This is a genomic window from Brevibacterium antiquum CNRZ 918, from assembly GCF_900169145.1.
Classification (GTDB): Bacteria; Actinomycetota; Actinomycetes; order Actinomycetales; family Brevibacteriaceae; genus Brevibacterium; species Brevibacterium koreense.
Genome location: NZ_FXZD01000009.1, coordinates 41,873 through 67,457, shown reverse-complemented (window position 1 = coordinate 67,457; position 25,585 = coordinate 41,873). Strand labels below are relative to the sequence as shown.

16 protein-coding genes, 1 tRNA gene and 1 pseudogene are annotated in these 25,585 nt (G+C 63.2%); 11 read left to right on the top strand and 7 right to left on the bottom strand.

The window, feature by feature from the left end; translation table 11 throughout:
- Positions 1–4: 4 nt before the first annotated feature.
- Together BANT918_RS13140 and BANT918_RS13135 are read right to left on the bottom strand one after the other, a co-directional pair.
- Positions 5–1,030 carry a hypothetical protein gene (locus BANT918_RS13140; protein WP_101620680.1) on the bottom strand — a complete coding sequence of 342 codons (1,026 nt, stop codon included), beginning with the start codon at positions 1,028–1,030 and terminating at the stop codon, positions 5–7.
- Between the two features lie 67 nt (positions 1,031–1,097).
- On the bottom strand, positions 1,098–1,751 hold the full coding sequence (locus tag BANT918_RS13135; RefSeq protein WP_233429398.1) for a TetR/AcrR family transcriptional regulator: 654 nt from the start codon (positions 1,749–1,751) through the stop codon (positions 1,098–1,100).
- A 149-nt stretch (positions 1,752–1,900) separates the two neighbouring features.
- Between BANT918_RS13135 and BANT918_RS13130 the strand changes: the two genes are divergently transcribed.
- Both BANT918_RS13130 and BANT918_RS13125 read left to right on the top strand, forming a co-directional pair.
- Entirely contained in the window at positions 1,901–4,804 is a 2,904-nt protein-coding gene (locus tag BANT918_RS13130) for an MMPL family transporter (RefSeq protein ID WP_101620679.1), read from the top strand.
- Positions 4,801–7,209 carry a YhgE/Pip domain-containing protein gene (locus tag BANT918_RS13125; protein ID WP_101620678.1) on the top strand — a complete coding sequence of 803 codons (2,409 nt, stop codon included), beginning with the start codon at positions 4,801–4,803 and terminating at the stop codon, positions 7,207–7,209. The genes BANT918_RS13130 and BANT918_RS13125 overlap by 4 nt, the downstream gene beginning before the upstream one ends.
- Before the next feature lie 292 nt (positions 7,210–7,501).
- Here the strand turns inward: BANT918_RS13125 and BANT918_RS13120 are convergent, their stop codons facing one another.
- Together BANT918_RS13120 and BANT918_RS13115 are read right to left on the bottom strand one after the other, a co-directional pair.
- Positions 7,502–9,823: an FAD/NAD(P)-binding protein gene (locus tag BANT918_RS13120; protein ID WP_101620677.1), complete on the bottom strand. Its 2,322-nt coding sequence runs from the start codon at positions 9,821–9,823 to the stop codon at positions 7,502–7,504.
- Positions 9,820–11,667 carry an LCP family protein gene (locus BANT918_RS13115; RefSeq protein WP_101620676.1) on the bottom strand — a complete coding sequence of 616 codons (1,848 nt, stop codon included), beginning with the start codon at positions 11,665–11,667 and terminating at the stop codon, positions 9,820–9,822. Before BANT918_RS13115 ends, BANT918_RS13120 begins: the two co-directional genes overlap by 4 nt.
- 735 nt (positions 11,668–12,402) lie before the next feature.
- Between BANT918_RS13115 and BANT918_RS13110 the strand changes: the two genes are divergently transcribed.
- The 6 genes and pseudogenes from BANT918_RS13110 (at position 12,403) to BANT918_RS13085 (ending at position 17,577) form a co-directional block, all read left to right on the top strand.
- Positions 12,403–12,491 (top strand) — tRNA-Ser (locus BANT918_RS13110).
- A gap of 163 nt (positions 12,492–12,654) precedes the next feature.
- On the top strand, positions 12,655–13,248 hold the full coding sequence (locus tag BANT918_RS13105) for a short chain dehydrogenase (RefSeq protein ID WP_101620675.1): 594 nt from the start codon (positions 12,655–12,657) through the stop codon (positions 13,246–13,248).
- A gap of 65 nt (positions 13,249–13,313) precedes the next feature.
- Entirely contained in the window at positions 13,314–14,060 is a 747-nt protein-coding gene (locus BANT918_RS13100) for a GntR family transcriptional regulator (RefSeq protein ID WP_101620750.1), read from the top strand.
- 167 nt (positions 14,061–14,227) lie between these two features.
- A pseudogene (locus BANT918_RS13095) lies at positions 14,228–15,499 on the top strand (NAD(P)/FAD-dependent oxidoreductase); the annotation flags it as partial.
- Between the two features lie 58 nt (positions 15,500–15,557).
- Positions 15,558–16,457, top strand: coding sequence for a dihydrodipicolinate synthase family protein (locus BANT918_RS13090; RefSeq protein WP_101620673.1), 900 nt, complete (start codon positions 15,558–15,560; stop codon positions 16,455–16,457).
- Positions 16,458–16,491: 34 nt separating this feature from the next.
- Positions 16,492–17,577 carry a proline racemase family protein gene (locus BANT918_RS13085; RefSeq protein WP_101620672.1) on the top strand — a complete coding sequence of 362 codons (1,086 nt, stop codon included), beginning with the start codon at positions 16,492–16,494 and terminating at the stop codon, positions 17,575–17,577.
- Between the two features lie 116 nt (positions 17,578–17,693).
- On the opposite strand, the gene BANT918_RS17465 is transcribed toward BANT918_RS13085, so the two are convergent.
- Positions 17,694–17,870, bottom strand: coding sequence for a hypothetical protein (locus BANT918_RS17465; protein WP_167389472.1), 177 nt, complete (start codon positions 17,868–17,870; stop codon positions 17,694–17,696).
- A gap of 26 nt (positions 17,871–17,896) precedes the next feature.
- Positions 17,897–19,504, bottom strand: coding sequence for a PucR family transcriptional regulator (locus BANT918_RS13080; protein ID WP_101620671.1), 1,608 nt, complete (start codon positions 19,502–19,504; stop codon positions 17,897–17,899).
- Between the two features lie 203 nt (positions 19,505–19,707).
- Between BANT918_RS13080 and BANT918_RS13075 the strand changes: the two genes are divergently transcribed.
- The 3 genes from BANT918_RS13075 to BANT918_RS13065 all read left to right on the top strand — a co-directional run bounded on the left by BANT918_RS13075 (position 19,708) and on the right by BANT918_RS13065 (position 23,022).
- Entirely contained in the window at positions 19,708–21,153 is a 1,446-nt protein-coding gene (locus tag BANT918_RS13075) for an aspartate aminotransferase family protein (RefSeq protein ID WP_101620670.1), read from the top strand.
- A 226-nt stretch (positions 21,154–21,379) separates the two neighbouring features.
- On the top strand, positions 21,380–22,792 hold the full coding sequence (locus BANT918_RS13070; protein ID WP_101620669.1) for an inorganic phosphate transporter: 1,413 nt from the start codon (positions 21,380–21,382) through the stop codon (positions 22,790–22,792).
- Positions 22,789–23,022 (top strand): hypothetical protein, encoded by a 234-nt coding sequence (locus tag BANT918_RS13065; RefSeq protein ID WP_101620668.1) that lies wholly within the window; start codon positions 22,789–22,791, stop codon positions 23,020–23,022. The genes BANT918_RS13070 and BANT918_RS13065 overlap by 4 nt, the downstream gene beginning before the upstream one ends.
- A 465-nt stretch (positions 23,023–23,487) precedes the next feature.
- Here the strand turns inward: BANT918_RS13065 and BANT918_RS13060 are convergent, their stop codons facing one another.
- On the bottom strand, positions 23,488–25,320 hold the full coding sequence (locus BANT918_RS13060; protein ID WP_101620667.1) for a phosphoenolpyruvate carboxykinase (GTP): 1,833 nt from the start codon (positions 25,318–25,320) through the stop codon (positions 23,488–23,490).
- Positions 25,321–25,585: the final 265 nt, after the last annotated feature.

Sequence of the window (25,585 nt, the reverse complement as noted above, 5' to 3'; positions counted from 1 at the left end):
ACCATCAGCTCTGGTCAGCTTCGACGCCGTCCGCAGCGTCGACGCCGTCCGCCCCGTTCGCAGCCTCTTCGCTTGCGGCCTCTTCGTCACGCATCGAGATGATCGTGTCAAGGCCAGAGGCGATCGAGTTCGAATCTTCGAGCGCCGTCTGGGCCAGTCGCCACGGGACCATATCGAGGTTCTGATCACCGACGCGGAAGCGGATGAAGGGCTGCCTGCTGCGAGGGTCGTCGGCCTCGAGGCTCGCACCGTAGCGCCACTGCCCGAAACCGATCCGGCGGATGGTCTCGCCGATGAAGCGCATTGCTCCGGCGACGAACGGGGTCTCCTCCTCGCTCATCATCTCATCGCGTGAGTCGTAGCGGGCCTTGAGCTGCTTGCCCAGCCGGGCGAGGCTCTCGCGCCCGTACTCCCACGAGGAGGGATCGGCCTGCTCCTGGGTCCAGGCGGCGATGCCCGGTTCCACGGTGCCGATGAAGCGGGACAGGAACTCGACCTCTTCCTCACTGGAGTTCTCAGCGGTGAGCATCCCCATCGCCAGGCCGGTGCAGTTGCGCTTCGGCTCTCCATCGCCGCCCAGGTTCTCGCGGGCCTTATTCAGCACAGCCGTGAAGACCTCGGCGGTGCGGGCATCGACCGCGGCGAGGATGATCGCCAGGATGGGGATGGGCTCGCCCTTCAGTGGCCCCTCTTCGGTGTCTGGACGGATGAACGGCATCCCGTTGCCGGTCTCCTCATCGTGGTCCCAGGCGCCGCCGATCGCGCGGAGATAGGTCTCGCCGAGGTAGCGGATGAGGCCTTCGACGAATCTGCGGCTCTCCGGGTCGATCACTTCGTCGGGGGAGGAGAAGCGGGAGAGGACGAAGAGTTCGAGCATCGGCAGGGACTTGGGGCCGAAGTCCTTGGGGAACTTCACCGTGGCCCCGTCTTCCTTGTCGAAGGTCTCGGGCAGGTCGGCGAGGACGAAGGCACCGAGGCGGACATCCATGTTGTTGATGAAGGCGTAATATTCGCGCTGTAGTTCATTCACGCCAACTACCTTAGTGCCTGAGAGCTGGGTCGTGGGTGCCCGGAACGGTCTTCGCCGGACAGTGCATCTAGGGCTTGGGTGTGAACTCGAGCAGCCGACCGAGGACGCGCACGATCTGGGTCGAGTCGATCTCGACGACCTCATGGAGCTTCTTCCCCGCAGCTGCTCGCAGTGATGCTTGCGAATGGACGGCGGTGAGAGCTTCGATGAGGTCTGTGAGGGGAATCGTTGAGACGGCTTCCGCAAAGCCGATGGCGTTTTCGATCAGCGATTGGATCCGCTGGACTTGGAATGAGTGCAGCTCCGCGTACCTGGGGTAGAGCCCGGGTGTGCGCAGACAGTACAGCTCGATCTCATGCTCGGCGATCACCTCGGCGGCGGTGACTCTCTTCTGACTGAAGGTGTCCTCGACGAACTCCATGATGAAGTCCTCGATGTTCTCTGGCCCACTGCGGTTGAGCCGATCGCGCCACCGTTCGACGGTGGCGTCGAGCATGTCGAGGTCGTGCGAGGTGCGCTGTTCGATCGTGGCCAGGACCAGGTCATCACGGCTGGAGAAGTTCGAGTAGAACGCTCCACGGGTGAATCCGGCGGCCTCGCAGATCTCCTCGATCGAGGCCCCATCGATTCCCTTGACGGCGAAGACGGACACGCCCGCCTCCACCAGTGTGGACCGGGTCTGCCTTCTGCGGGCGCTGAGATTGTCTGTGTTCATCGGCATTTCGTCGTTGTGGCGGTGGCGCATCGGTTCGGCCTGGGCCTGAGCATCCAATGAGAATCTTCCAGAAACTCCTGATGCATTTGCGCTGAGGGTGTTGAGTCAACAACAATACAGTACTGTATCCAATACACTTTTGTATCGAGGTCTTCGTGTCAACATTCTTGTACGCCCTGGGTCGTCGTGCCTACCGCGCTCCCATCCGAGTCATCGCTCTGTGGCTGGTGATCTTCGGGCTCGTCGGTGCCGGTGTCGCGGCCTTCGCCAAGGACTTCGACGATGACTTCACCCTTCCGGGGTCCGAAGCCCAGGTCGCACTCGACTCGATGCGTGCAACCTTCCCCGAAGCCTCGGGCGTCGCCGCTTCGGTCATCGTCGTCGCCGCCGACGGTGATTCGGTCGAGGCCCCGACATACAAGGACGAGATCGAGAAGGAAGTCGATCGACTCGAAGATCTCCCGCACGTCGACGCAGTGACCTCGCCGTTCGGCGACACGGTCAAGGGCGCAGTCAGCGACGACGAATCCGCCGCCATGATCTCCGTCCAATACGACGGCACCCAGCAGGAGGTCGGCGAGGCCGCTCCCGACCAGCTCCTGAACGAACTGGATCCGCTTCGGGATGCCCTGCCCGACGGTTCCCAGGTCGAAGGCGGAGGCGAACTCTTCCAGATCACAGGCGTGGCGATCTCCTGGGTCGAAGGCATCGGCGTAGTCATCGCCTTCATCGTCCTGCTGCTCACCCTTGGGTCCTTCCGTGCTGCGGGCATGCCCCTGATCACAGCGCTCATCGGAGTCGGCATCTCCGTTCTCCTGGTCGTAGGATCCACGGCCTTCGGCGCGGTCAACTCCTCTTCGATCATGTTGGCGCTGATGTTGGGCCTGGCGGTCGGCATCGACTATGCCCTGTTCATCGTCTCGCGAGCCCGGGCGCTTCTGGCCGAGGGGCATGACCCGCTCGAGGCCACCGGACGGGCAGTGGCCACTGCCGGCTCGGCCGTCGTCTTCGCAGGCATGACCGTGATGATCGCGCTGCTCGGCCTGTCCCTGGCCGGAATCCCCTTCCTCACCGTGATGGGCATCGGCGCTTCCGGCTCGGTCGTCATCGCTGTGCTGATCTCGCTGACGATGGTTCCCGCGCTGCTGGGACTGGTCAAGGACAAGATCACACCCAAGCCCACGAAACGCTACCGCAGGGCGTTGGCCACGGCCCAGAAGAAGGCCGACGCGCGCGTGGACTCCACTGCCGAGGTGGGGCCCGGCATCGCGGCTACCGTGTCCCGGGAATCGATCGTTGCTGAGGCTCACGCCGAGGCCGGCGAACCGTATCCGCAGACGATCATGAATAGATTCTTCGCGGGTTGGCTGCGAGTGGTGACGAAGATTCCGCTGCTGACGATTGTCATCATCGTGGGCGGACTCGCACTGTTCGCGATCCCCGCCTCCAATCTCCAGCTCTCTCTGCCCACTGCCGGCAGCCAGGAGGAGGGCACTCCCGCCCGGACCACCTACGACCTCATCGATGAGCATTTCGGCCCCGGTTTCAACGGGCCGCTGGTCATGACCAGCGAGATCGTGACCTCCGATGATCCCCTCGACGATGTCGAGAAGATCAAGAACGAGATCGAAGACGTCGAGGGCGTCGACCAGGTCATCCTCGCCACCCCGAACCGGGACGCGACCACGGCCCTGTTCCAGATCATTCCGACCACGAGCTCTGAGGATCCGGCGACTCTCGACACCGTCGACCGGCTTCGGGACCTGAGCGCGGACATCGAGGACGAGGACGGTTTCGACACCGCGGTCACCGGTGCCACCGCAATCCAGATCGACGTCTCCGACCAGCTCGGCAAGGCGCTGGTCCCCTTCGGCATCTTCGTCGTCGGCTTCTCGATCATCCTGCTGATGATGGTCTTCCGGTCGATCGCGGTCCCGATCAAGGCCACCGGCGGCTTCCTCCTGTCCGTTTTCGCTTCCTTCGGCACCGTGGTCCTCGTCTTCCACGACGGACTCTTAGCCGGTCCGCTGGGCATCGATTCGACAGGGCCGGTCATCAGCTTCCTGCCGATCATCCTCATGGGCATCCTGTTCGGATTGGCCATGGACTACGAGGTTTTCCTCGTCTCCGGCATGCGCGAGGCCTATGTCCACGGGGCGAGTGCACGGGATGCGATCAAGGCCGGTTTCGCCTCCTCTGCCCGGGTCGTCTCGGCCGCCGCGATCATCATGTTCTCCGTCTTCGCAGCCTTCGTTCCCGCGGGCGAGCCGATCATCAAGTCCATCGCCCTCGCCCTGGCCTCGGGCATCTTCGTCGATGCCTTCCTGGTGCGCATGTCCTTGGTGCCTGCCATCATGCAGATGCTCGGCGACAAGGCCTGGTGGCTGCCGAAGTGGCTCGACCGCATTCTGCCCAGGCTCGATGTCGAAGGTGAGGGCTTGGCACATGAGGTGGCTCTGCGGGACTGGCCGGAACCGAATTCCGAGTACCGGGTCTACGGCCGTGGCATCGCAGTCAGCTCGGGCCGGCGCGGATTCTCCCAGGTCGATGTCTCGCTCTCACCGGGCCAGATCCTCGTCGCCAGCGGCCAGGCCCGCAAGGTACTTCTGCTTGCCCTCTCCGGTCGCGTCGGGCTGACCTCCGGTGAGATGAAGATCGGAGACATGGTCCTGCCCGAACATGCGGGATGGGTCCGTCGTCGTGTTCCGTACTTCGACCTCTCTGCGACCGGGCCGGGGAAGATGCCAGGGGCACGTGAAGTCTCACAGCTGCGCACCTCGGCGCCGGATCTGCTCATCATCAGCGAAGCAGGTGCACTGGCCGGTGAGAGCGGCCGAGCCGTACGCGATCTCCTGTTCGATCTGCAGGCCGAGGGCACGGCTATCGTGCTGGGACTGCCCGACGGTGACGTCACCGGGGTTCTGTCCCCGAATACGAACTATTTCCATCTCGACCTCGATGAGGCCAAGCCCGAGACCGAGCGTGGAACCGACAATGACAACGGCGGCGTGCAAGCCCACGCAGCCGGTCGCAGCGAAATGGAAGGCGTGCAGTCGTGAGACTCGAACGTGCGAACTCGAAACGGCCCGTGACCTGGCTGTCCCTTTTCGGCCTGGTGCTCATCCCGATCATCGTGGCCGCCGGATTCATCATGGCCACGTGGAACAGCACCGACCGCCTCGACACAATCGAGGCCGCGATCGTCAACAATGATGACGGCGCCGAGGTTGATGGTGAGACCGTGCCGATCGGCCGGCAGCTCACCAGTGGGCTCGTGGGCGAAGAGGACAACAATATCCATTGGGTCATCACCGATGAAGAAGATGCCGAGAACGGCATGTCCGACGGGTCCTACGCCGCGACCTTGACGATCCCCGAGGGCTTCTCCCGGGCTGTGACCTCGGTCAGCGACGCCAAGTCCGCGACTCAGACGCAGCTCGACGTCGACGTCTCCGGTGTCGCTCCGGCCGCCGACACCCAGATCGCGCAGTCAGTGGCTGGGGTGGCACGGACGACCTTCAACACGAAGATGACCGAGACCTATCTCGACAACATCTATGTCGGCTTCAACGAGATCGGCGACCAGATGAAGGACCTCGGGGACGCCGCCGGCGAACTCGACAACGGAGCCGAGGGCTTGGCAGAGGGCACGAAGAAGTCCGCCAGCGGTGCGGGCGAACTCTCCGATGGTATGGAGAAGCTCGACGCGTCCGGAGCCGAGCTCAACAAGGGCGCCGGGGATCTGTCCCAGGGCGCCGGCGAACTGTCGAAGGGCACGTCCGAACTCTCGGGCGGACTGCAGGAGCTGAAGAAGTCGACCGCGGATCTGCCCGACAGCACGCAGAAGCTGGCCGACGGTGCCGGAGAGCTCTCCGGGGGAGTCGACGAGTACACGAAGTCGATCGATCAGATCATCAAGGGCTTCGCCGATTCCGGTGACTCCGGCTCCGGCGAGGGCGGAATCGACGAGCTCGTCAAGGGCGGCAAGGACCTCGATAAGGGCGCCCAGGGCGTTTCCGAGGGTGCCGAGGGCCTGTCCTCGGGGCTCGGCCAGTATCGAGACGGTCTTCAGAAGGGCGCCGACCAGGCCGATCAGCTCGCCAAGAGTGGAACCGTGACCGGCCTGGATGACCTCGTGTCGGCACGCCTGATGTCCAAGGACCAAGCCGAGCAGGCGAGGGCCGGACTCTGCCAGCCGGGCACACCCGATGCAGTCTGTCAGGGCATGGAGCAGGCCTACGCTCAGGGGCTGCTCAATGGCACCTCGGGGGGACTGAACAGCGCCGTCGACGGCCTGGAGCAGAAGCAGGACGGGCAGTCACTGCTCGGAGGTGCGGACAAGCTGGCCGACGGTGCCGGTGAACTCAGCGACGGCATGAGCAAGTTCGTCAAGGGCCTCGAAGACGGCCTCGGCGAACTCACCAAGGGCATGGAGGACATCTCGAAGAACGCCCCGAAGCTGCTCGAAGCCTCGAAGGGTCTGCGTGAAGGTGCCTCCGGTGTCGCCGAAGGCAACCAGAAACTCGCCGACGGAATGCCAGAGCTCAGCGACGGCATCGCCCAGGTAGCCGATGGTTCGAGCGAACTCGACGACGGCGCAGGACAGCTCTCCGACGGACTCGGCGACTTCGCGACCGGCCTCGACAAGTACACCACCGGTGTCTCCACCGCTGCCACCGGCACCTCTGATCTCGCGGCCGGGCTGGACACCCTGGCCGAGGGCACAGACAAGTATTCGGAGGGAGTCGGGAAGTTCGCCGACGGTGTGAAGAAGGGCGCGGACCAAGTTCCCTCGTATTCGGCTCCGGAGCGCGACAAGCTCTCCACCGTCGCCTCGGCGAACATCAAGGCGCCGAGCTCAGACTCGCCGAGCGATGTGCTGCAGGGTTCGACGCTCGCGCTGCTCATCATGCTCGCACTGTGGGTCGGCGGACTCGTCACCTACACGGTGCTCAAGCCGATCCCGGCCTCGACCCTGTTGTCGACGAAGTCCTCGGTGGCGGTCTGGCTGCGCGGTCTGGTGCCGGGCGTGATCGTGGGACTGCTGCAGGCACTGGTGCTGTCGATCCTGGCGGTGAGCGTGTTGGACATCGGTGCCGTCCAAGGCTTCGACATCGCCGTCCTGACGTTCGTCTCCGCACTGGTGTTCATGGTGCTCAACTTCGCCTTGGTGGCCTGGTTCGGCGGCGTGGGCAGGTTCCTGTCGGTGATCGCTGTGGTCCTCGCAGTCGCCGGCCGGACGATCGGCGCGGTGCCGCAGTTCTTCGACTTCCTCGCTCCGATCCTCCCGTTGACGCCCGCGATGAATGGCTTCTCCGCGATCACCGCCGGGACCACCGGGGTGGGGGCTGCCTATGGTGGCCTGCTGGCCTGGGCGATCATCGGAGTCGTGATGTCACTGCTCGCGATTGTGCGTGCCCGCACCACGAAGCCCGAAGCCGCTCTCCAGATGGCCGACGCATAGGTGGGCGCGTAGGAGCCCCCGCAGCTTTGAGGGCGCCCACCGCTGACTAGTGGTGGGGCCTCTGGGAGGCGTCATGAGGATTGTTCGGAGAAGCAGCTTGATCGAAGTTTCAGAGCTCACGTTTAAAGTAGAGCTCTGAAACTTCGATCGAGCTGTTTGCAACCAACTCAATCTGATTCAGAGCACTTAGCCTGACTCCGAGCGCTCAGACCCGCGCCACGCTGCTCGGCCCTGCTCCACATTGCTCGGCCCTGCTCAGCATCCCTCAGGGCATGTGCCGCCTGCGTGTGCCTCAGATGAGGTCGAGAATCGCTGTTGCTGCGGCGTGGGAGTCATTCAGTGTTGCTGCGTTCGTATTGGGATTTGCTGCGATCGCCAATCCCCACTGGACGGAGGAGAGCTGAATGGACAGCGCGAAACGGCGAGGGTGAACGGCGCCTTCGACATCGATCGTGCGGTAGGGCCGCGGCGTGAGCGCCAGTCCGCTGAGGAACTTCTCACGTCCGTCGTCCAAGGTCAGACGTGCGGGTGTGAGCTGGCCACGTTCGACCATCCCGTGTATCAGCACATCTGCGGCCCGGGACACGGCGTTCGTCGGTGAAGCAGCATCTATGACGACGCTTCCCGTGATGCCACCCGTGACCTGCGCCGAGGTGACCGTGAAGATCTGCGGCAACGGATCCCCGACCGCTAACGTAGTGCCGCTGGCTGCCGGTGCGCCGCCCCTACCTGCTTGTGTGCCGCCGGTACCTGCCGGTGCGGCGACATCGGGATTAGCCTCAATGCGCATGTCCGGGCCGATGAATTCGACGAGGCCTGCTTCGGCCAGAGCGAGAAGTTCAGCAATGCGCTGAGGGGGAGGACCGTCGCAGATGCCGGAGACGAAGCTTTCGAACCAACCACAGATCTCCATATCGATGCTGACCCGGTCGATATGGCCGGCCACGATGAGCTCTTTGAGCAGCAGCCGAGACTGCCAGAGCACGGTGAACAGCGACTTCTCGGCACTGCCTTCGGTGCCGGCCAGAGAATCGTGGAGGTCGTTGCGGAGGAAGTCGAGCATCCACTCGTGCAGGGAATTCGCCTCCCTGGGCCCCCGGCTGCCGAACTGTCGTCCCTCAAGAGGGTTGAGCAGCTCATGCAGTGACATGCGGTGAGCGGGGTCGGGGACGAGGCTCTCCTCGATCTCAGACCACGCGAAAGCCTCACGGGTGACACGGCCCTGACGTGCAGCCTCGGCGGCTTCGCGCTGCCGCGACCCGGCAGCGTCCGTGTCCCCAGCGTGCGCTTCGGCAGACTCGCGTGACTCCGGGTGGGTCTCCCGCCAGGTCCGCCTGGTCAGGTGTCGGGACACCGCCTCGGCGATGGCCTCACGCAACTGACCGGGGTCACCGGCGAACGCTTCAGGACGGATCCGGGACAGGGTGCTGTAGTAGGCGAGGCGGAGATCGGCCAAGATGAGCGGCCATAGCTGGTCGTTGAAACGTGCTCCCGCCTTGCGGTCGCTGTCGAGATCGTCGAGGTCATCGAGGCCAGCCAGCAGTGCGATGTTCTCCCGCGTGAAGTAGCGCAGGGGCCAGGCTGAGCGAGGGTGGGCCGGGCAGATGGGCTTGCTGCGGTAGGGGACGCCACGGCGTGAGCCGAGCAGCAGGCGAGGTTCCTCACCGCTGCGCACATAGCGGAGTTCGCCCGCAATGTCGGGGTCTGGGTCGAAGCGGCCCCCACGTTCGTGGGTGAACAATGTCTGCAGGTCGAAGTAGTTCAGTCCCATGCCACGGACGATGACACGGTTACCGGGTGCCACCTCGGCGACGGGAGCTTCCGCCGGCAGACCTTGTGGGATGTAGCGTCCGCCGGTGCGTTGTGCGAAGGCTGAGAGTCGGGCACGTTCCTCGGTCTGAGCGCTGGGGATGTGGCCGACGGCGAGGACGACGGCGGAGGCGATGATGGCCGTTCCGTCCTCGCAGCGGACCAGTTGCGGCGGCACGGTTTCGGGATCTGTGGACGTGTGGCCCAGAGGTTCGACCGGCGGCAGATCGATGACCGATTCGACTGTCGTCGGGTGCTCGACGATCTTGAAGAAATCGGGTGCCGTGTCGCGGATGCGAGCATAGGCGTCGCGCAGATAGCGGCCGTAGAGAGTCCGGCTGGGGAACGTCGCATCGACGGGATCTGTTCCGCCCTCATTGCGATACCACTGAGCCATAGAGGGACCGAAACGATCGGACATGCCGCCTGCGTCGAAACGATCGGCCGTGTCGTCGGAGGAGACGCGCGGCGCGCCGGATGAGGCGAAGGAACAGCTGGAGTCGGGGAAGATCGTCTGCTCGGCGATTGTCGTGTTCATCAGCAGGGTCTCGGGCTGATCCGTACGCCACACGATCCCTGCACCTGGCGGGTAGGGATCGATGAGATGGACGACGATGGTGGGCGGGGTGTCTGCGCCTAGGAACCGTTCGGCTGAGAGAGCGACGAGCCTCTCGAGGATCGAGAGCCCGCGAGGTCCGGCGCCGATGATTGCGACCGAGTGTGCCTGCGCGTCAAGAAGGTCCGAGGCGGAAACGTTCGTCTCAGCTGAGCTGCTGGTTCCCGAATGTGGTGAGGAAGTCGTCACTCTTCATCTCCGGCTCCCGGGCCTGGATAGCCGGGGAAGTCGTCGCCGGGCTTGAACCCCTTCGGGTAGCACTTGCCCTGGGCATTGGGCTCACCCGGCTGGGTTTCCTCGGCGCCGTCCTGGCTGCCTTCGCCGGTAGGCCCCTCCGTGGAAGCTTCGTCCTTGGGCTGGTCCTTGGCGGACTCGTCCTTCTTGTCCGTGCCTGCAGTATTGGTGGGTTTGGGCGTCGCTTCACCCTTCGACGCGCCCTTGACCTCACCGAGGATCCACTTGTGGAGGACGTCGAAGTCGGGGTTGTAGGTGGGGGTGACATCATTGTTGATCTGCACCGTCGTGACGTCGCCCTTCTGCATGGCGATCGCGAGTTCGATGAAGGCCGGGACCTCGTTCTGCGGAATCGAGGTGGCGATGTTCTTGGTCGCCGAGTTCGCGAGCTTGGGGTACGCCGTGGCGAGTTCGCGTGGGTTGATCTGATCGAGGGTGGTCTTGATCATGCGCTGCTGACGGCACATGCGGTCGTAGTTGTCACTGCCTTCACGCGACCGCACGTACCAGAGAGCGTCCTTGCCCTTCAGCGTCTGCGGGCCCGGATCGACCCAGCCGTAGACCTCGTTGGCGACTCCGGACATGGACTTGCCGCCACCCATGGGGATGGGACGTTCGACGTCGATCTTCACGCCGCCGATGGCATCGACGACGTCTTCGAATCCGGCCATATCGACCGCCGCCCAGTAGTCGAGGTTGAGACCGAGTGAGCCCTCAACTGCCTGCATCGTGGTGAACATGCCCGGTTCCAGGCCGTGCGTGTCGCCGATGTTGTCTTTGTTCTCCTCGCCCCACTGCCAGACGGAGTTGATGAGGTCGACCGACGATTGGCCCGTGGGCCGGAATCCGTCGGGCCAGGTCTTCGCCAATTCGCTGCCTTCGGGGAAGATCGGGAACGCGAGGTTGCGCGGCACAGAGATCAGTGCGGTATTGCCCGTCTTCGTGTCGATCGAGGCGACGAGCATGGTGTCGGGACGTGTGCCCTCGCGGTCATCACCGTTGTCGCGACCGATGAGGAAGACGTTGATGTAGGGTTTGTCGGCCCAGAGGTCTTCGGCGCTCTTGGCATCTCCTGTGCTGTCGCCGAACAGGTTCGAGACCGTATCGCCCTGGACCCGGGCGTAGACAGACCCGACGCCGAAGGGAATGCCGATGATGAGGGCGAGAGAGACGACGAGCACGCCGGCCATCTTGTTCTGCCACGGGGCATAGCGGTGCCCCTTGCGCAGCCCGAAATGGGAGACCACGATCACGAGGACCCAGATCACACCGATGATGGCGAGGGCGATTGCGAGGAAGGTCAGCAGCGTCGGACTTGAGACGACGGTGCCGAATGCGCGGATCGGTCCCTTGATGAGGACGTAGAGGAGGGCGATGACGAAGGTGAGGACGAATCCGCCGAGCAGGATGAAGCCCAGAGGCCGGAATCGTGTGCGCAGCAGCCCGATGCCAGGGATCAGGGTACTCAGCGAGGTCCAGCCGACGAGGCTGGGGAAGGCTTCTCCGACCCGCGAGGAATGGCGACGTGCGCGCGAGCTTTCCGCCGCGTCTGCAGTTTCGTCCGCTCGGCGGTCTCTGCGCCTCGGTGCTGCGCCTTCTTCGTCAGCGGTTCCATCCGCTGATTCCCTCGCCGAGGCGGGGCCGCGGTTGCGTGTATCGGTGGGCTGGGCAGCGTTGTCGGGGGTTGATTCTGGTGTGGCGGCGGTCTGTTCCGGTGTGCCGGCGTTGTGTTCCCGGGCCTCGGCGGCCGATGCCACACCTGCGGCGGAGGCTCCGCTGGCTCCTGCGGCTCGAAGCATCCGTGCTTCGCGGCGAGTGCGTGGTGCTACTGGACGAGGTGTCGGTGCCTTCGACTGACTGTTCGAGGAACTCGGCTGCTGTGAGGTGGAGGAGGCGGGACGACTCGCATCGGCGGGGTTGTGCGACCTGGCTGAACTCTGAGACTGCGCGGGTGGGTTCTGAGACGGGGGAGAGGCCTGTTGCGACTTCGACTGCGAGTTCGACGATGGACGAAGTGAAGTCGACTTATCCTCACTGGCTGTGGCATCGCCGCGGAATCGAGGACGAGAAGAAGCGCGGAGACGGTGACCAGCCGGGCGAGAATCGGGGTCGTTCCCATTCGGCCCTTGCTTGTCAGGGGGAATCTCTGGCAAGTTCTTAACTCCTCGTAGGTGACATCTCGTGCAGTGTGCGTTGCTCACGATGCTGACCTTCGGCTCGCATCATGATCGATGCCAGCGCAGGGCGCACCTCCGCAGCATCGTTTCCAAACCAGTCAGAGAGCAGACCGCAGAGCACTTCAGAACGATTTTACGCCTGTAGATTGATGAATGCTGGAACTCGCGTGTATGCGGGCAGGGGATCCTGGTCGCCGTCCCCATTTATCCAGCGATCCGACTCTAACCGGTTTATGATCAAGGCCACACTTTGTGTGCGCGCTTTGCTCTTCGCCGTTGGTTTCGCATAGGCTGTTCCCCGTAGTGCGAACTGCAGATTCGAGACTCTCTTCACTGAGAGGCATCGAATCAATATTTGGAGTCGTGGCTGAGCGGCCGAAAGCGTCACCCTGCTAAGGTGAAGTCCCTTGAACTGGGGACCGAGGGTTCAAATCCCTCCGACTCCGCGTTTGTGAATGACCCCCGTCTGGCCAGTGAAACACTGGGCTGGCGGGGGTTTTTCGTCTGGTGGCACTGAATCCCTGGTGTGATTGCTCGCGATCCTCTATGCTCTGGATTGTCAGTCAATCCTGAGTCGTGGGACTATTGCACCTATGAGGAGCCAGTGTCATGAAGATCTTGCTGGTCGGAGGCGCGGGGCACGTCGGAGGGGTTGCTCGAGTCGAGTTGGAAGCCCGAGGGCACGAGGTCGTTGCCGCTTCACGGTCGACTGAACCCGGAGTCGACACCTCGGATCCCGAATCGATCGCCGCACTGCTGGCGGCGGTCGGGTCAGTTGATGCCATCGTCGTTGCGGTGGGGTCCGCAGCGTTCAAGCCACTGACGGAGCTCACGCGTGAGGACTATGCTGAGGCCTTCACCTCGAAGACTCTGGGGCAGGTTGAATTCGTCACGCAGGGCCTCGACTATCTCAATGACGGTGGTTCGATCACGGCAACCACAGGAGTGCTCAGCCGAGAACCCGTACCGACTGCAGCGGCCGCGGCACTGGCCAATGGTGCTGTCGAATCATTCGTCATCTCCGCCGCGCCCGAACTTCCGCGCGGCATCCGGATCAATGCGGTCAGTCCAAATGTGCTGGCGAATTCTCCTCACTTCCACGACGCATTCGCGGGAATGGTGCCGGTCACCGACGAGCAGGTTGCGGCAGCCTTCGTGCGCTCCGTGGAAGGAAACGTCACCGGCAGGGTCATTGCCGTGTGACCCAGCCCGGGCACCTGACTGAACTCAGCAATCCGTATCGAGAAGGAGGCGCCGGAGTGGACTCAATGGGACCAGAGAACGACGATATCGGACGCACACCGGCACGCACGTCCATGTCTCGTACCTCGCAGAATTCGTCCGCGAGCATGGTGACGACTCCCGCGTCCAACACGGAGCGCCGGCAACGCGTCGTCGATGAGATCAAAAGGCGGATCGTCCTCGGCGAGATCCGGCCGGGTCAGCGCATCATCGAAGCAGAACTCACCTCTTCTCTTGACGTCAGTCGCCCGACTGCTCGGGAGGCACTCAATCAGATGGCGAGAGACGGTTTTCTGATTCAGGAGGCCTACCGTGGCCTTCGCGTAGCCGATATTCAGTCCGATTCTCTGCTGGAGATCGCTCGTGTCAGGGTCGCTCTCGACACCGAGGCGATCAACGAGATCCTTGCTGACACGACTGGTTCGCGGATGGGCGTGCTGGAAGACGCGTGGCGGGTCTTCGAGAGAGCGACCGCAGAATCGGACCCGCTTGCCCTGCATGAGGCGCACGTGCGATTTCACCGCGGGATCTGGGAAGCTGCAGACAATTATCTGCTCATGCGCATCTGGCCGGTGATGGAGGCGCAGATGACTATCGTCCTGGCCTATGACCAATTCACACGCACGAATCCCGCGCGGGCTCATGCCATTCATGCCGCACTGATGCGCGCGATTCGCACGGGTGATTCTGCGCAGATCCGGACAGCGCTGGATGTTCACACTATGGATAGTGCTCAAGAGCTCGCGCTGCTGACTCCTGGATCGGCTGACTGACCGGTTCCGAGGCGTCAAGCGGAGCGTCAGTCGATCCGGCGTGGAGGCCGTTGAAAAACTCTGTGCGAAAGAGCATTGACGCGGTCACATCGAGTGCGTAGCGTGAGTCTAACAGGGATTGTCATACAATCCGTCCGGCGTGACGCTGTGACCAGTGTGGGTCGCGGTCGGCACTGAGGGAGACCTGCATGAAGGTAGTCGTTGTCGGTGGTGGAGTGGTGGGACTGTCGAGCGCCTATGAACTGGCGTCTGCCGGATGTGAGGTTACGCTTCTCGAATCAGGAAAGTGCGGCGCCGGCGCATCCCATGGCAATGCGGCGAAAGTGGCCCTGGCTGAGAGTACTCCGGTTCCCGGGCCGGGTGTCTTGCTGCAAGGCATCAGATGGATGCTCAGACCCGACAGCCCCCTGTCGATCAAACCGTCTTTGGCGCCCGGATACTTGAAGTTTCTGCTCCGCATGGCCCTGCACTGCAACGCCCAGGACTTCGAAGCCGGACTCGACGTGCACCTGCGACTGGGAGAAGACGCGAATGCGCTCTTCGATGATTATCAGCGTCAGGGCATCGATTTCGAGATGCATGCTCGTGGGGTTCTCCTGGCATTCGAGACCACCGCTCGATTCGAAGAGCACAGTCAGACCCTGACCGCGTTCGCTTCGGCCGGTCATGTCGCAGAGGAGCTCCACGGCGATGATCTGCTGGAATCGGAACCAGCACTGAGCGACCGAATTCGCCACGGGATCTACTTTCCCGCTGATCGACAGATCGAACCCGACTCCCTGACCCGCGGACTGCTGGCGAAGTTAGGCGACCTCGGTGTGAGAGTGCGTGAGGGAGTGGCTGTGCGCAGCTTCGTGCGCAGCGGTGACATTGTCACAGCGATCGTCACCACCGACGCAGAGGTCATCGCGACCGATGCCGTCGTCGTCGCCGCAGGTGTACCGACCGGTGCGCTCCTGGCTGAGCTCGGCGCCAGACTGCCCATCTATTCGGGCAAGGGATACAGCATCGACTACGCTCCCGCGCCGATAGAGCTGAGAACCTCACTGACTCTCGAAGACACCAGGGTCGCAGTCACCCCACTCAACGGCATGCTTCGTCTGGCGGGGACGATGGAGTTCGGCAGCCGAGATGACGAGGTCAACGACATTCGCGTCGAAGCTATCCGGAAAGCGGCCCGCCAATCATTCCGCGACTGGGGCGATGAACCGCCCGGCGAGCGGACTCCGTGGGCAGGCTCGCGACCCATGACACCGGACGGGCTGCCTGTGATCGGCAGCCTGGGGACAGCGAAGAACGCCTACGTGAATTCCGGCCACTCGATGTTGGGGCTGACCCTGGCGCCCGCCTCGGCGAAGGTGCTCACCGACATCATGCTTGACCGGAAAACCAACCTCAGTCCTGACCTCCTCGCGCGGATATCACCGAAGCGCTTCTGATCGACTCACACACTTCGTCCAACGCTGAACGACAGACACCAGTTGAAAGGCCACAATCATGTCAATCACCTTCACCGGCATCTATGCCGCTTGTATTACCCCGTTCACTCCTGACGGCGGCGAGATCGATATTGCCGGCATCGGAACTCAGGTCGAGCATATGATCGCAAACGGCGTCCACGGATTGGTTCCAGGCGGCTCGACCGGAGAGTTCACCGCCCTCACAGTCGCGGAACGCAAGGCCTGCAACCGAGCCTACATTCAAGACGCGGACAAACGTGTGCCCGTGGTCGCGGGAACCGGGGCACTCTCAACAGCAGAGACCATTGAGCTGAGCCGCGATGCCGAGGAAGCAGGTGCCGATGCTCTGATGATCGTTCCTCCCTTCTACGACACTCCGTCATTCGAAGAGATCATCGTCCACTACCGGGCAGTCTCAGAAGTCGTTGACATCCCGATCATGTTCTACAACATCCCGGACGCCACCGGCCTTGAGGTCAGTGCCGAACAGTTCGGACGTCTTGGTCGAGAAGCCGGAGTCGGAAGTTACAAAGACACCAGCGGCGATTTCTCCAAGTTCACTTCCGTCTACCTCGACCATTCCGACGATATTCGGGCTATCAATGGCTGTGACACGTTGACCTTCGCAGCGCTCGCACTCGGAACCAATGCCGGAGTGTGGGGAGCGGCCAGCTTCATTCCCCGCCTGTGCGTCGATCTGTACAACGCGCTGGCTGTCGATTCCGACATGCCGCGGGCACGGGATCTGTGGGAGAAGATCCACCCGATATGTGTATTCCTGGAATCACATAGCTATGCCTGCGGCGTGAAGACCGGGGTTGAGCTTGTCGGAATGCCAGCGGGCCCGACTCGCGGGCCGATTCTCCCTCTGGCTGCAGAGCACCGCGAGGAGCTTCAACGCCTCCTCAACGCAGCCGGCCTCGAAACCGTCGCCTGATCGCCTGTCGCCGGTCGAACGAGGTATCGACACAATGACCAACAGGCAGCTTATCCAAACGGTGGACGTTCACGCGGCGGGCGAACCGGGCCGAGTCCTCATGGGCTCTGGTCTGCGAGTCAAGGGGGCGACCATGGTCGAACGTCTCCGCTACTGCCAAGACCACCTCGATGACCTGCGCACCTTGGTCCTGCAGGAACCTCGCGGGTACCCCGGACTCTGCTCACCGCTCATCGTTCCGGCTGCAGATCCCAGCTGTGACTTCGGCATGATCGTCATGGAACAGGGCGGGTTCCGGCCTATGTCGGGTTCGAACCTCATCTGTGCGGTGACTGCACTCATCGAAACCGGTGCGATCGACGTCAGCGAACCCATCACCACTCTGCGCATCGACACAGCGGTCGGGATCGTCGCGGTGCGCGCGAAGGTTGAGGGAGGACGGGCCACGATGGTCACCTTCGACAACGTTCCGGCTTTCGTCCACGGCCTCGATCTGCCTTTAGACGTTCCCGGCTACGGAACGATTCCCGTCGACATCGTCTTCGGGGGACAGTTCTACGTCCAGACCACGGCCGAACACCTCGGCGTCGACCTCGAGCCGGCGAATGCGAAGGAGATCATCCGGGCCGCAGCGGTGATGAGGAAGGCCGCCGACGATGCATTCCACGTCGTCCACCCGCTCATCCCGGAGGTCGACTCGATAGCTCTGCCGATGATCCACGGGCCAGCACGAACCGAGGGCACGCACGGCCGCAATGCCGTGGTCCTGCCCAACGGTGAGGTCGACCTCGATGATCCGAGCACCTGGTCAGGCACTCTCGACCGGTCACCGTGCGGGACCGGGACCAGTGGCCGCGTGGCCGCGATGTTCGCCAGGGGAGAGCTGGCAGTCGGGGACGAGTTCGTCCACGAATCGATGATGGGTACCACCTTCACCGCCGAGGTGAAGGAGGTGGCATCCGTGGGCGACTTTCCGGCCGTCGTCCCAACGATCAGCGGCCGCGGGTGGATCACCGGGTTCCACCAGCTTGTCCTCGAATGCGACGATCCGTTCCCTGTCGGCTATACCGTCGGCGACATCTGGGGACCGGGAATGGGCCGAATGAGGGCCGGGGAGTGATCCCGATTTCAGATCGCCTGACTATGAAGGGACAACGCTTGGAACTCGAAGGCCGGACCATCCTCGTCACCGGAGCCGCCGGCGGCATCGGCTCGGCGGGCTCACTCTGCGCGAAGTCACCCCAACCGAGGACGTTGCGGACCTCGGGTCAACGGCGGGTCGAGCGCGCTCGCGATCTCATCGCAGCGCAGCAACGTCGGGCGCAGCATCAGGCCACGAGAATTCGCTGCCGCTGCCCGCTGCCGTTCACCATCGAAGAGTCCGCTGGGATGGGAACGAATGCGCTCGGACATTCCGACCGCGCTGATCTATCCCACGGTCAGCCATTCGTGCGCAGCCACAGAATGGCGACGTGGAGTGCAGTGCGTGATTCCGCATCCTCCAGCGAGACGCCGAGCCTGCGCTGCAGCTTGTCCAGTCGTGCGTACAGTGCCGGGCGGGACAGGAAGCCGCTGCGGGCAAGTGCTGACTTGTTGCCGCCGTGAGTGATCAACTGCTCGAGAAGGGTGAGCATCTCCTCACCCTCACCATCAGCCTCGAGCAGAGGGGCCAGCTCTGCCTCGGCGAAGGCCCGAACACTCGGATCATCGTGCAGGGACGAAAGCAGCCCGCGCAGCCTCACGTCGGAGAATCGGTAGTACTGCCGTTGTCGCAGCTCGAGTGTCGACGCGATCTCGGCCACCTGGGTGGCGGATTCGAGCCCAATGGCAGCGTCGACGATCGACTTACTCGTCCGCCCGACTCCAACTGTGGTGTCGCGGCTGGGAAGTTCAGCGATGAGCCGCTCGAGGACTGCATCGTCATCGGCACCTGACGGCAGCGCCACCACGACCCCGAATGAGCCCGATTGCAGACCGGCGGACAGCGTGGAGCAGCGGTGAGCGGTTGCTGCAGATACGAAATCACGGTGCAGTGACCGTTCCCGCAGCTGGAGTGTGGTCGGGTCGGTGTTCGGACCGCGATCAACGCGCACGACCACGGGAATCATGCGGCCTCGTGGTGCGAAGCCAAGGTCCGCCGCCCGATCTCGGACCTGCTTCTCGTCGACGTCTGCCGATTCGATGATGTCGCGGACCAAACCGCCCTGAGCCGCAACGAGAAGGTCCTGTTCGTCGCGTTCGGCCATCCGCGCCAGAGTCAGAGTCTGTGCGGCGCGCTCGATGACCTGCACAGCCGCTTCGTCAGATCCCAGACGCCCCGGCGCCAGCAGGCGGCCCCACCGTCGATCTCGCAGCCCCACCGGGGTCTGCAGCCACCGCCGCCCGTGCCCGCTGCCCTCGCCGAGGTGGTCCGTCCCCATGCTTTCGTGTTGCTCAGTGCGTGACGAGGGTGTGTCACCGGCGTAGGCGAGCAGTCGATGTCCGACGTCTTCGAGTATGACGGGTGAGCCCAGCAGATCCGCCGTTCGATCGACGATGTCCTGGGCTCCAGCACTCTCCAGACTCAACTGTGTGAAGGCCTCGTGGACCGTGCGCGCATGCTCAACGCGGGCCAGCTGGCGATTGAGCAGTTCCTGGTGGGCGAGCTCCGTGACGCGGACGAACTTGATGCGGTGGCGCAGAATCACGATCGGGATCTCACGATCACGGGCGGCAGCGCGTACGGTTTCGATGGCTTCGTCATCAGGTCGGCCATCGTCATGGATGAGTTCGATGACAGCGCCTGAGGCGGAAGCTGATTCGAGCTGATCGAAGAAATTCGCGGTCGATTCCGGTGAAGACCGGTAGGACAAGCCGGTGCTGAGCACGAGTTCACCGCCTTCGAGGAACTGTGCGACATTCTCCGAATCGGCGATGTGCACCCATCTCACCGCACGTCCCAGCTGGTCACCACCGGCTACGACTTCGGGATCGCCACGGCGGATCTCGTCGACGTCGAGCAGGCCCGCGATCGTCAGATCGGGTGCTCGCTGTGACCAGACGTCCAATGTGCGTTTCCTTTCGCCGATTCGAGATCGTGTGATTTACACAGTGTAAGTCTGAATCGACATATGTTGACAGGGTGTCCATGGTGATTCGGGTTCGGCTGACTCACCATTGAAGGATCAGGACCACCTCGGCGCTCTGCCCCTGTCTCGGCGGTCTGACCCACCTCGGCGATATGGAATGAAATGCGAAAGGACGTCACGTCATGACTGTGATCAATGCGAACGAAGAACTCGACCATGAGGTCAACGAATCCAACTCCGATGGCTCGAAGCGCGACGCGGACCTGGATCACGGCGAACGGGCGTTCACCGCCGACCAGGTGCGCGTGGGTCAGCGGGCTCATGACCTCGACCGGGCACACGTCTTCCATTCCTGGCAGGCACAGGGGCCCTTCGACCCGATGACCATTCTGGCTGCCGAAGGCCCCTATATCTGGGACGGTGAGGGGCAGAAGCTGCTCGACATGTCTTCGCAGCTGGTGAATACGAACATCGGGCACCAGCACCCGAAGGTCGTCGCAGCGATCCAGGAGCAGGCGGCGAAACTATGCACGATTGCCCCGCAGCACGTCAATGATGCCCGCTCCGAAGCGGCTCGACTCATCACCGATCGGGCGCCAGGCGACCTCGACCACGTGTTCTTCACCAACGGCGGCGCCGACGCGAACGAGCACGCGATCCGCATGGCGCGCCTGCACACCGGGCGGACCAAGGTCCTCTCCGCCTACCGCAGCTACCACGGCGGCACCCAGCTGGCCGTCAACGCCACAGGCGACCCGCGTCGCTTCGCCAGCGACTACTCGGCCGAGGGCATCGTTCACTTCATGCCCGCCTACCAGTACCGTTCGTACTTCGGTGCCACCACCGAGGCGGAGGAGACGCAGCGGGCGCTGCAGCACCTCGAGGACATGATCACCTTGGAGGGGCCGAGCAACATCGCCGCGCTCATCCTCGAGACTGTGCCCGGGACGGCCGGAATCTACGGACCTCCAGCCGGATACCTCGAAGGGGTGCGGGAACTGACGACCCGCTACGGCATCATATACATCGCCGACGAGGTGATGGCCGGCTTCGGCCGCACCGGACGCTGGTTCGCCGTCGACCATTGGGATGTCACCCCGGACCTCATCACCTTCGCCAAGGGCGTGAACTCGGGGTATGTGCCACTGGGCGGAGTCGTGATCTCGGATGCGATCTTCGAGACCTTCCGCGACCGCGTCTACCCCGGCGGTCTGACCTATTCGGGCCACCCACTGGCCTGCGCCGCAGCAGTCGCCACCATCAATGCGATGGACGACGAGGGAATGATCGGCAACGCCGAGCGCCTCGGTCGCGACATCATCGGGCCGGCGCTGCACGAGATGGCGCAGCGTCACCCTTCGATCGGAGACGTTCGCGGAATGGGGTGCTTCTGGGCCGTTGAGCTGGTCAAGGACCGGACCACGCGTGAACCACTGGCGGCGTACGGCGGCAGCTCTCCGGAGATGAATCGGGTGATTGCGGCGATGAAGTCAGGTGGGGTGCTTCCATTCGCGAACTTCAACCGGATCCATGTCGTCCCGCCGCTGAACACCCCCGATGCAGACGTGCGCTTCGGGCTCAAGGTGCTCGATGAAGCGCTGAGCATCGCCGACGAATACGTCATCTGACAAGTGTGTCCTCATCAGGTCGAGTGTGAACGTCGATACATTCTCTCGCCTGATGGGGGCACATTCTCCCAGCTCACAAGTGAACGCCGGGTGTGGCAAGCGCAGCAGCGCTGAACTGTAGGTGAAGATTCGGGGGAATAGGCGGTAGACTTTTTGCTGATTGAGGTCGCTGCCCGCCAGCTAAATCATCCACGGTCCGAATTGTGTCTACGTTCAAGGTCGCTTAGTGGAAATCATCTTCGTCGTTGTGCTGGTCATCGTGCTGGCACTGTTCTTTGACTTCACCAACGGCTTTCACGACACAGCCAATGCCATGGCGACTCCGATCGCCACAGGAGCGATCAAGCCAAAGACGGCGGTCACCCTGGCAGCGCTGCTCAACCTCGTCGGTGCCTTCCTGTCTACCGAGGTGGCTAAGACCATCTCCGGGGGCATCATCAAAGAAGGCGGTGGGGGAGTCCAGATCACTCCGGACTTCATTCTTGCCGGCCTCATCGGTGCGATCATCTGGAACATGGCGACGTGGCGCTTCGGGTTGCCGTCGTCGTCCTCACATGCACTGTTCGGGGGGCTGATCGGTGCCGCGATCATCGGCGCCGGCCTCAACTCCGTCGACTTCGGCGTCTTCTTGTCCAAAGTGGTCCTGCCTGCACTGGCGGCCCCGATCATTGCAGGTGTGGGTGCCTATCTGTGCACGCGCCTGGCCTATGCCATCACACGACGCAATGGCGAAGGCAAGACCGCTCACCGGGCACCGTTCAAATACGGGCAGATCTTCAGCTCCTCCCTCGTGGCTCTGGCACACGGAACCAACGATGCGCAGAAGACCATGGGCGTCATCACCCTGGTGCTCGTGTCCGCGAATCTGCAGGACCACGGAACCGGTCCTCACCTCTGGGTGATCGGAGCTTGCGCGTTGGCGATCGCCATGGGAACTTATATCGGCGGTTGGCGAATCATCGACACCCTCGGCACCAAGCTCACCACCGTCAAGCCTGCTCAGGGACTGGCTGCCGAGACCTCGACGGCCGCGGCCATCCTCGCCTCTTCCCACCTCGGCTTCGCCCTGTCGACGACGCAGGTGGCGTCCGGTTCGGTGGTCGGCTCCGGTCTGGGCCGTAAGGGTGCGGACGTGAAGTGGTCCACCGCCGGGCGCATCGCATCGGGTTGGCTGCTGACCATCCCGGCGGCCGGAATCGTCGGTGGCATCGCAGCAGGCATCGCGCACCTCGGCACCATCGGCGTTATCGTCGACACAGTCATCGCGGTCGTCGCAGTCCTCTGGATCTTCCTCAGCTCACGCAAGGTCGCGGATCCCGAGCTCTCGAACTTCGACACCGTCGGCGAGGCCGTGGGTATCCGCGGTCGTAAGCGCAAGCTGCGCAAGGACCGCAACCGCAAGCGGGCAGCCATGAAGCGTGCCTCTCGCATCGAAGCCCGAGATCAGCGAGTTGCTGACAGGGTGGAAGCGAAGTCCGGTGCCGGCTCCGTTGCCGAAGCAGGCTCCGTTGCCGGAGCCGGCTTTGACGATGGCGCCAGTTCCGCTGTGGGTACCAACTCCGACTCCAGCGCTGTGCGCAATCCTGCGGCGGAGACAGATGCTGACGGGGCACACGCAGACAAGGGAGATTCGAAATGATCGAGTGGAGCTCTTTCCTCATCGTTGCGGTCGCGACCTGGGTGTCAGCGATCGTCGTCATCACGCTCTTCTCCAGTGCAGTGCGGATGCGGGCAGTCCACGTCGACCTGGCTGCCGAAGGCCAGAGCAAACCCCTGCTCAGGCTCGGCTACTGGGCAGTGTTCGGCGTCTGCAGCATCGTTGTGCTCGTCGGCGTCTACCTGATCGTCCCGGCCCTCCACGGCGCCTGAGTGCGTTTCTGACCTTCATTGCATTCCCGCACTCCACGGCGTTGGAGCGCGGCCGGCAGCCCGCGACGATTTCAGAGCCTATGCTCCACGGTGCTGATGCGTCGGCTGTCGGACCGGCCCGCACGCTCTCTGCCTTCCTCCAGGCAGACAGGTCTGAACGCCGCGTGGATGCCTCCCCTGATGTTCACGGGCACGTTTTGCCCATACAGGTCACATTCGCAACCGTCAGTTATGCACGTCTTCCCCGGAGCGTCTCGTCCTACATCTGCAATGGTGTTCATTGGTGCTCCCGGTACGTGATGCGCTGATCCCCGAGGACGCCGCTTCCTCGCACATGAAAATCCCCCAACCACCTCGGCGATGGTTGGGGGATTCTCTGTGCGGCTCAGAACCTCACTCAGTCAGCGACGCAGCAACTCAGCGACGCAGCAACTCAACGAGGCAAAGACTCAGCGACTCGAAGACTCAGGCGAGGCCCAGGCGATTGCGCAGGTTGTCGACCTCAGCGCGGAGTTCGGCAGGTACCGAATCGCCGAGCTGCTCATACCAGTCTTCGATGAGTCCGAGCTCGGTCTGCCATTCCTCGGGCTTGATCTCAAGTGCCTTGCGCAGCTGCTCGTCGGTGAAGTCGAGTCCCTCGGTGTCCAGGCCGCCTTCGACTGGGGTCAGGCCGAGCGGGCTCTCGACGGCGTCGGCGGTGCCGGTGACGCGCTCGAAGACCCACTTGAGAACCCGTGAGTTCTCGGAGAAGCCTGGCCACAGGAACGAGTTGTCCTCGTCGCGGCGGAACCAGTTCACGTAGAAGATCTTCGGCAGCTGGGCGCCCTCGGTGTTTCCGATGTCGAGCCAGTGCTGCAGGTAGTCACCGACGTTGTAGCCGATGAACGGACGCATCGCCATGGGATCGCGACGAACGACGCCGACGGCTCCGGTGGCGGCAGCGGTGGTCTCTGAGGAGAGCACCGAGCCCATGAAGACACCGTGGTTCCAGTCCTTGGTCTCAGTCACGAGCGGCATGGTCGTCTTGCGGCGGCCGCCGAAGAGGATTGCCGAGATCGGCACGCCGTTCGGGTTCGTCCACTCAGGAGCCAGCGTCGGAACGTTGGCGATCGGGGTGCAGAAGCGCGAATTCGGGTGAGCGGCTGGGGTCTCGGAATCAGGCGTCCAGTCGTTGCCGCGCCAGTCGGTGAGGTGAGCTGGCTTCTCGTCCGTCTTGCCCTCCCACCACACATCACCGTCGTCGGTCAGGGCGACGTTGGTGAAGATGTTTCCGCCGGCTTCGATGGCCCGCATCGCGGTCGGGTTGGTGGTGTAGCCGGTGCCCGGGGCGACTCCGAAGAGACCGAACTCAGGGTTGACGGCGTAGAGCTGGCCGTCGTCGCCGAAGCGCATCCAGGCGATGTCGTCGCCCAGGGTCTCGGCCTTCCAGCCGGGAATGGTGGGCTCGATCATGGCGAGGTTGGTCTTGCCGCAGGCCGAAGGGAATGCGGCGGCGATGTACTTGACCTCGCCTTCCGGGCTCGTCAGCTTGAGGATGAGCATGTGCTCGGCCAACCAGCCTTCATCACGGGCGATCGACGAAGCGATGCGCAGCGCGTAGCACTTCTTGCCGAGCAGCGCGTTGCCGCCGTAGCCGGAGCCGAAGGACCAGATGGAGCGCTCTTCGGGGAAGTGAGTGATGTATTTGGTGGGGTTGCAGGGCCAGGCGACGTCCTCCTGCCCGGCTTCGAGCGGAGCGCCGACCGAGTGCACACACTCGACGAAGGTGCCGCCATTGGCCACGATCGCGTCGAGGGCGGTCTTGCCCGAACGCGCCATGACGAGCATGGAGAGGACAACGTAGGGGGAATCGGTGAGCTCGATGCCGAACATCGGCTGGTCGGCCTCAGCATGTCCCATCACGAACGGGATGACGTACATGGTGCGTCCGCGCATCGAACCGTCGAAGAGCGGCTTGAGGGTCTCCCTCATCTCGGCCGGAGCCATCCAGTTGTTGAGCGCCCCGGCATCCTTCTCCTCGACGGAGCAGATGTAGGTGCGGCCCTCCACGCGGGCGACGTCCTCGGGGTCGGAGGCCGCGTAGAATGAGTCCTTGGTGCCGGTCAGGCGAACGATGGTGCCGGCTTCGACGAGCTGGTCGGCGATGGTGGCCTTCTGCTCATCCGAACCATCGACCCAGACGATATCGTCTGGAGTGGTGAGGGTGGCGACCCTGCTGACGAACGAAAGCACCGGCTCGCTATCGGTCGGTGCGTTCTTCAGCTGGTCAGCGACGACGTCATGGTCGAGGACAGTCATGAGTGGTCTCCTGGTCAATCGGGATTACGGGGTTCCGCCTGTCGGCTGGTACATCTCCACCGTAGGGCTCGGACGGACCGGAAAATCCTGGTTTTGAGTTCTCGGAAGATGTGCATTGGGTCACAACACCACCTCTAAAGACGCACATAGATCAAAGCAATGATGTGTTTTTGCATACGCATGATGCTTCTTTGCAAAAGGTGCAGTTTCATGAAGGCAGTGACCTCAGTATTCTCGCCAGTTCGCTTGTATCAAAAGTCCGTTG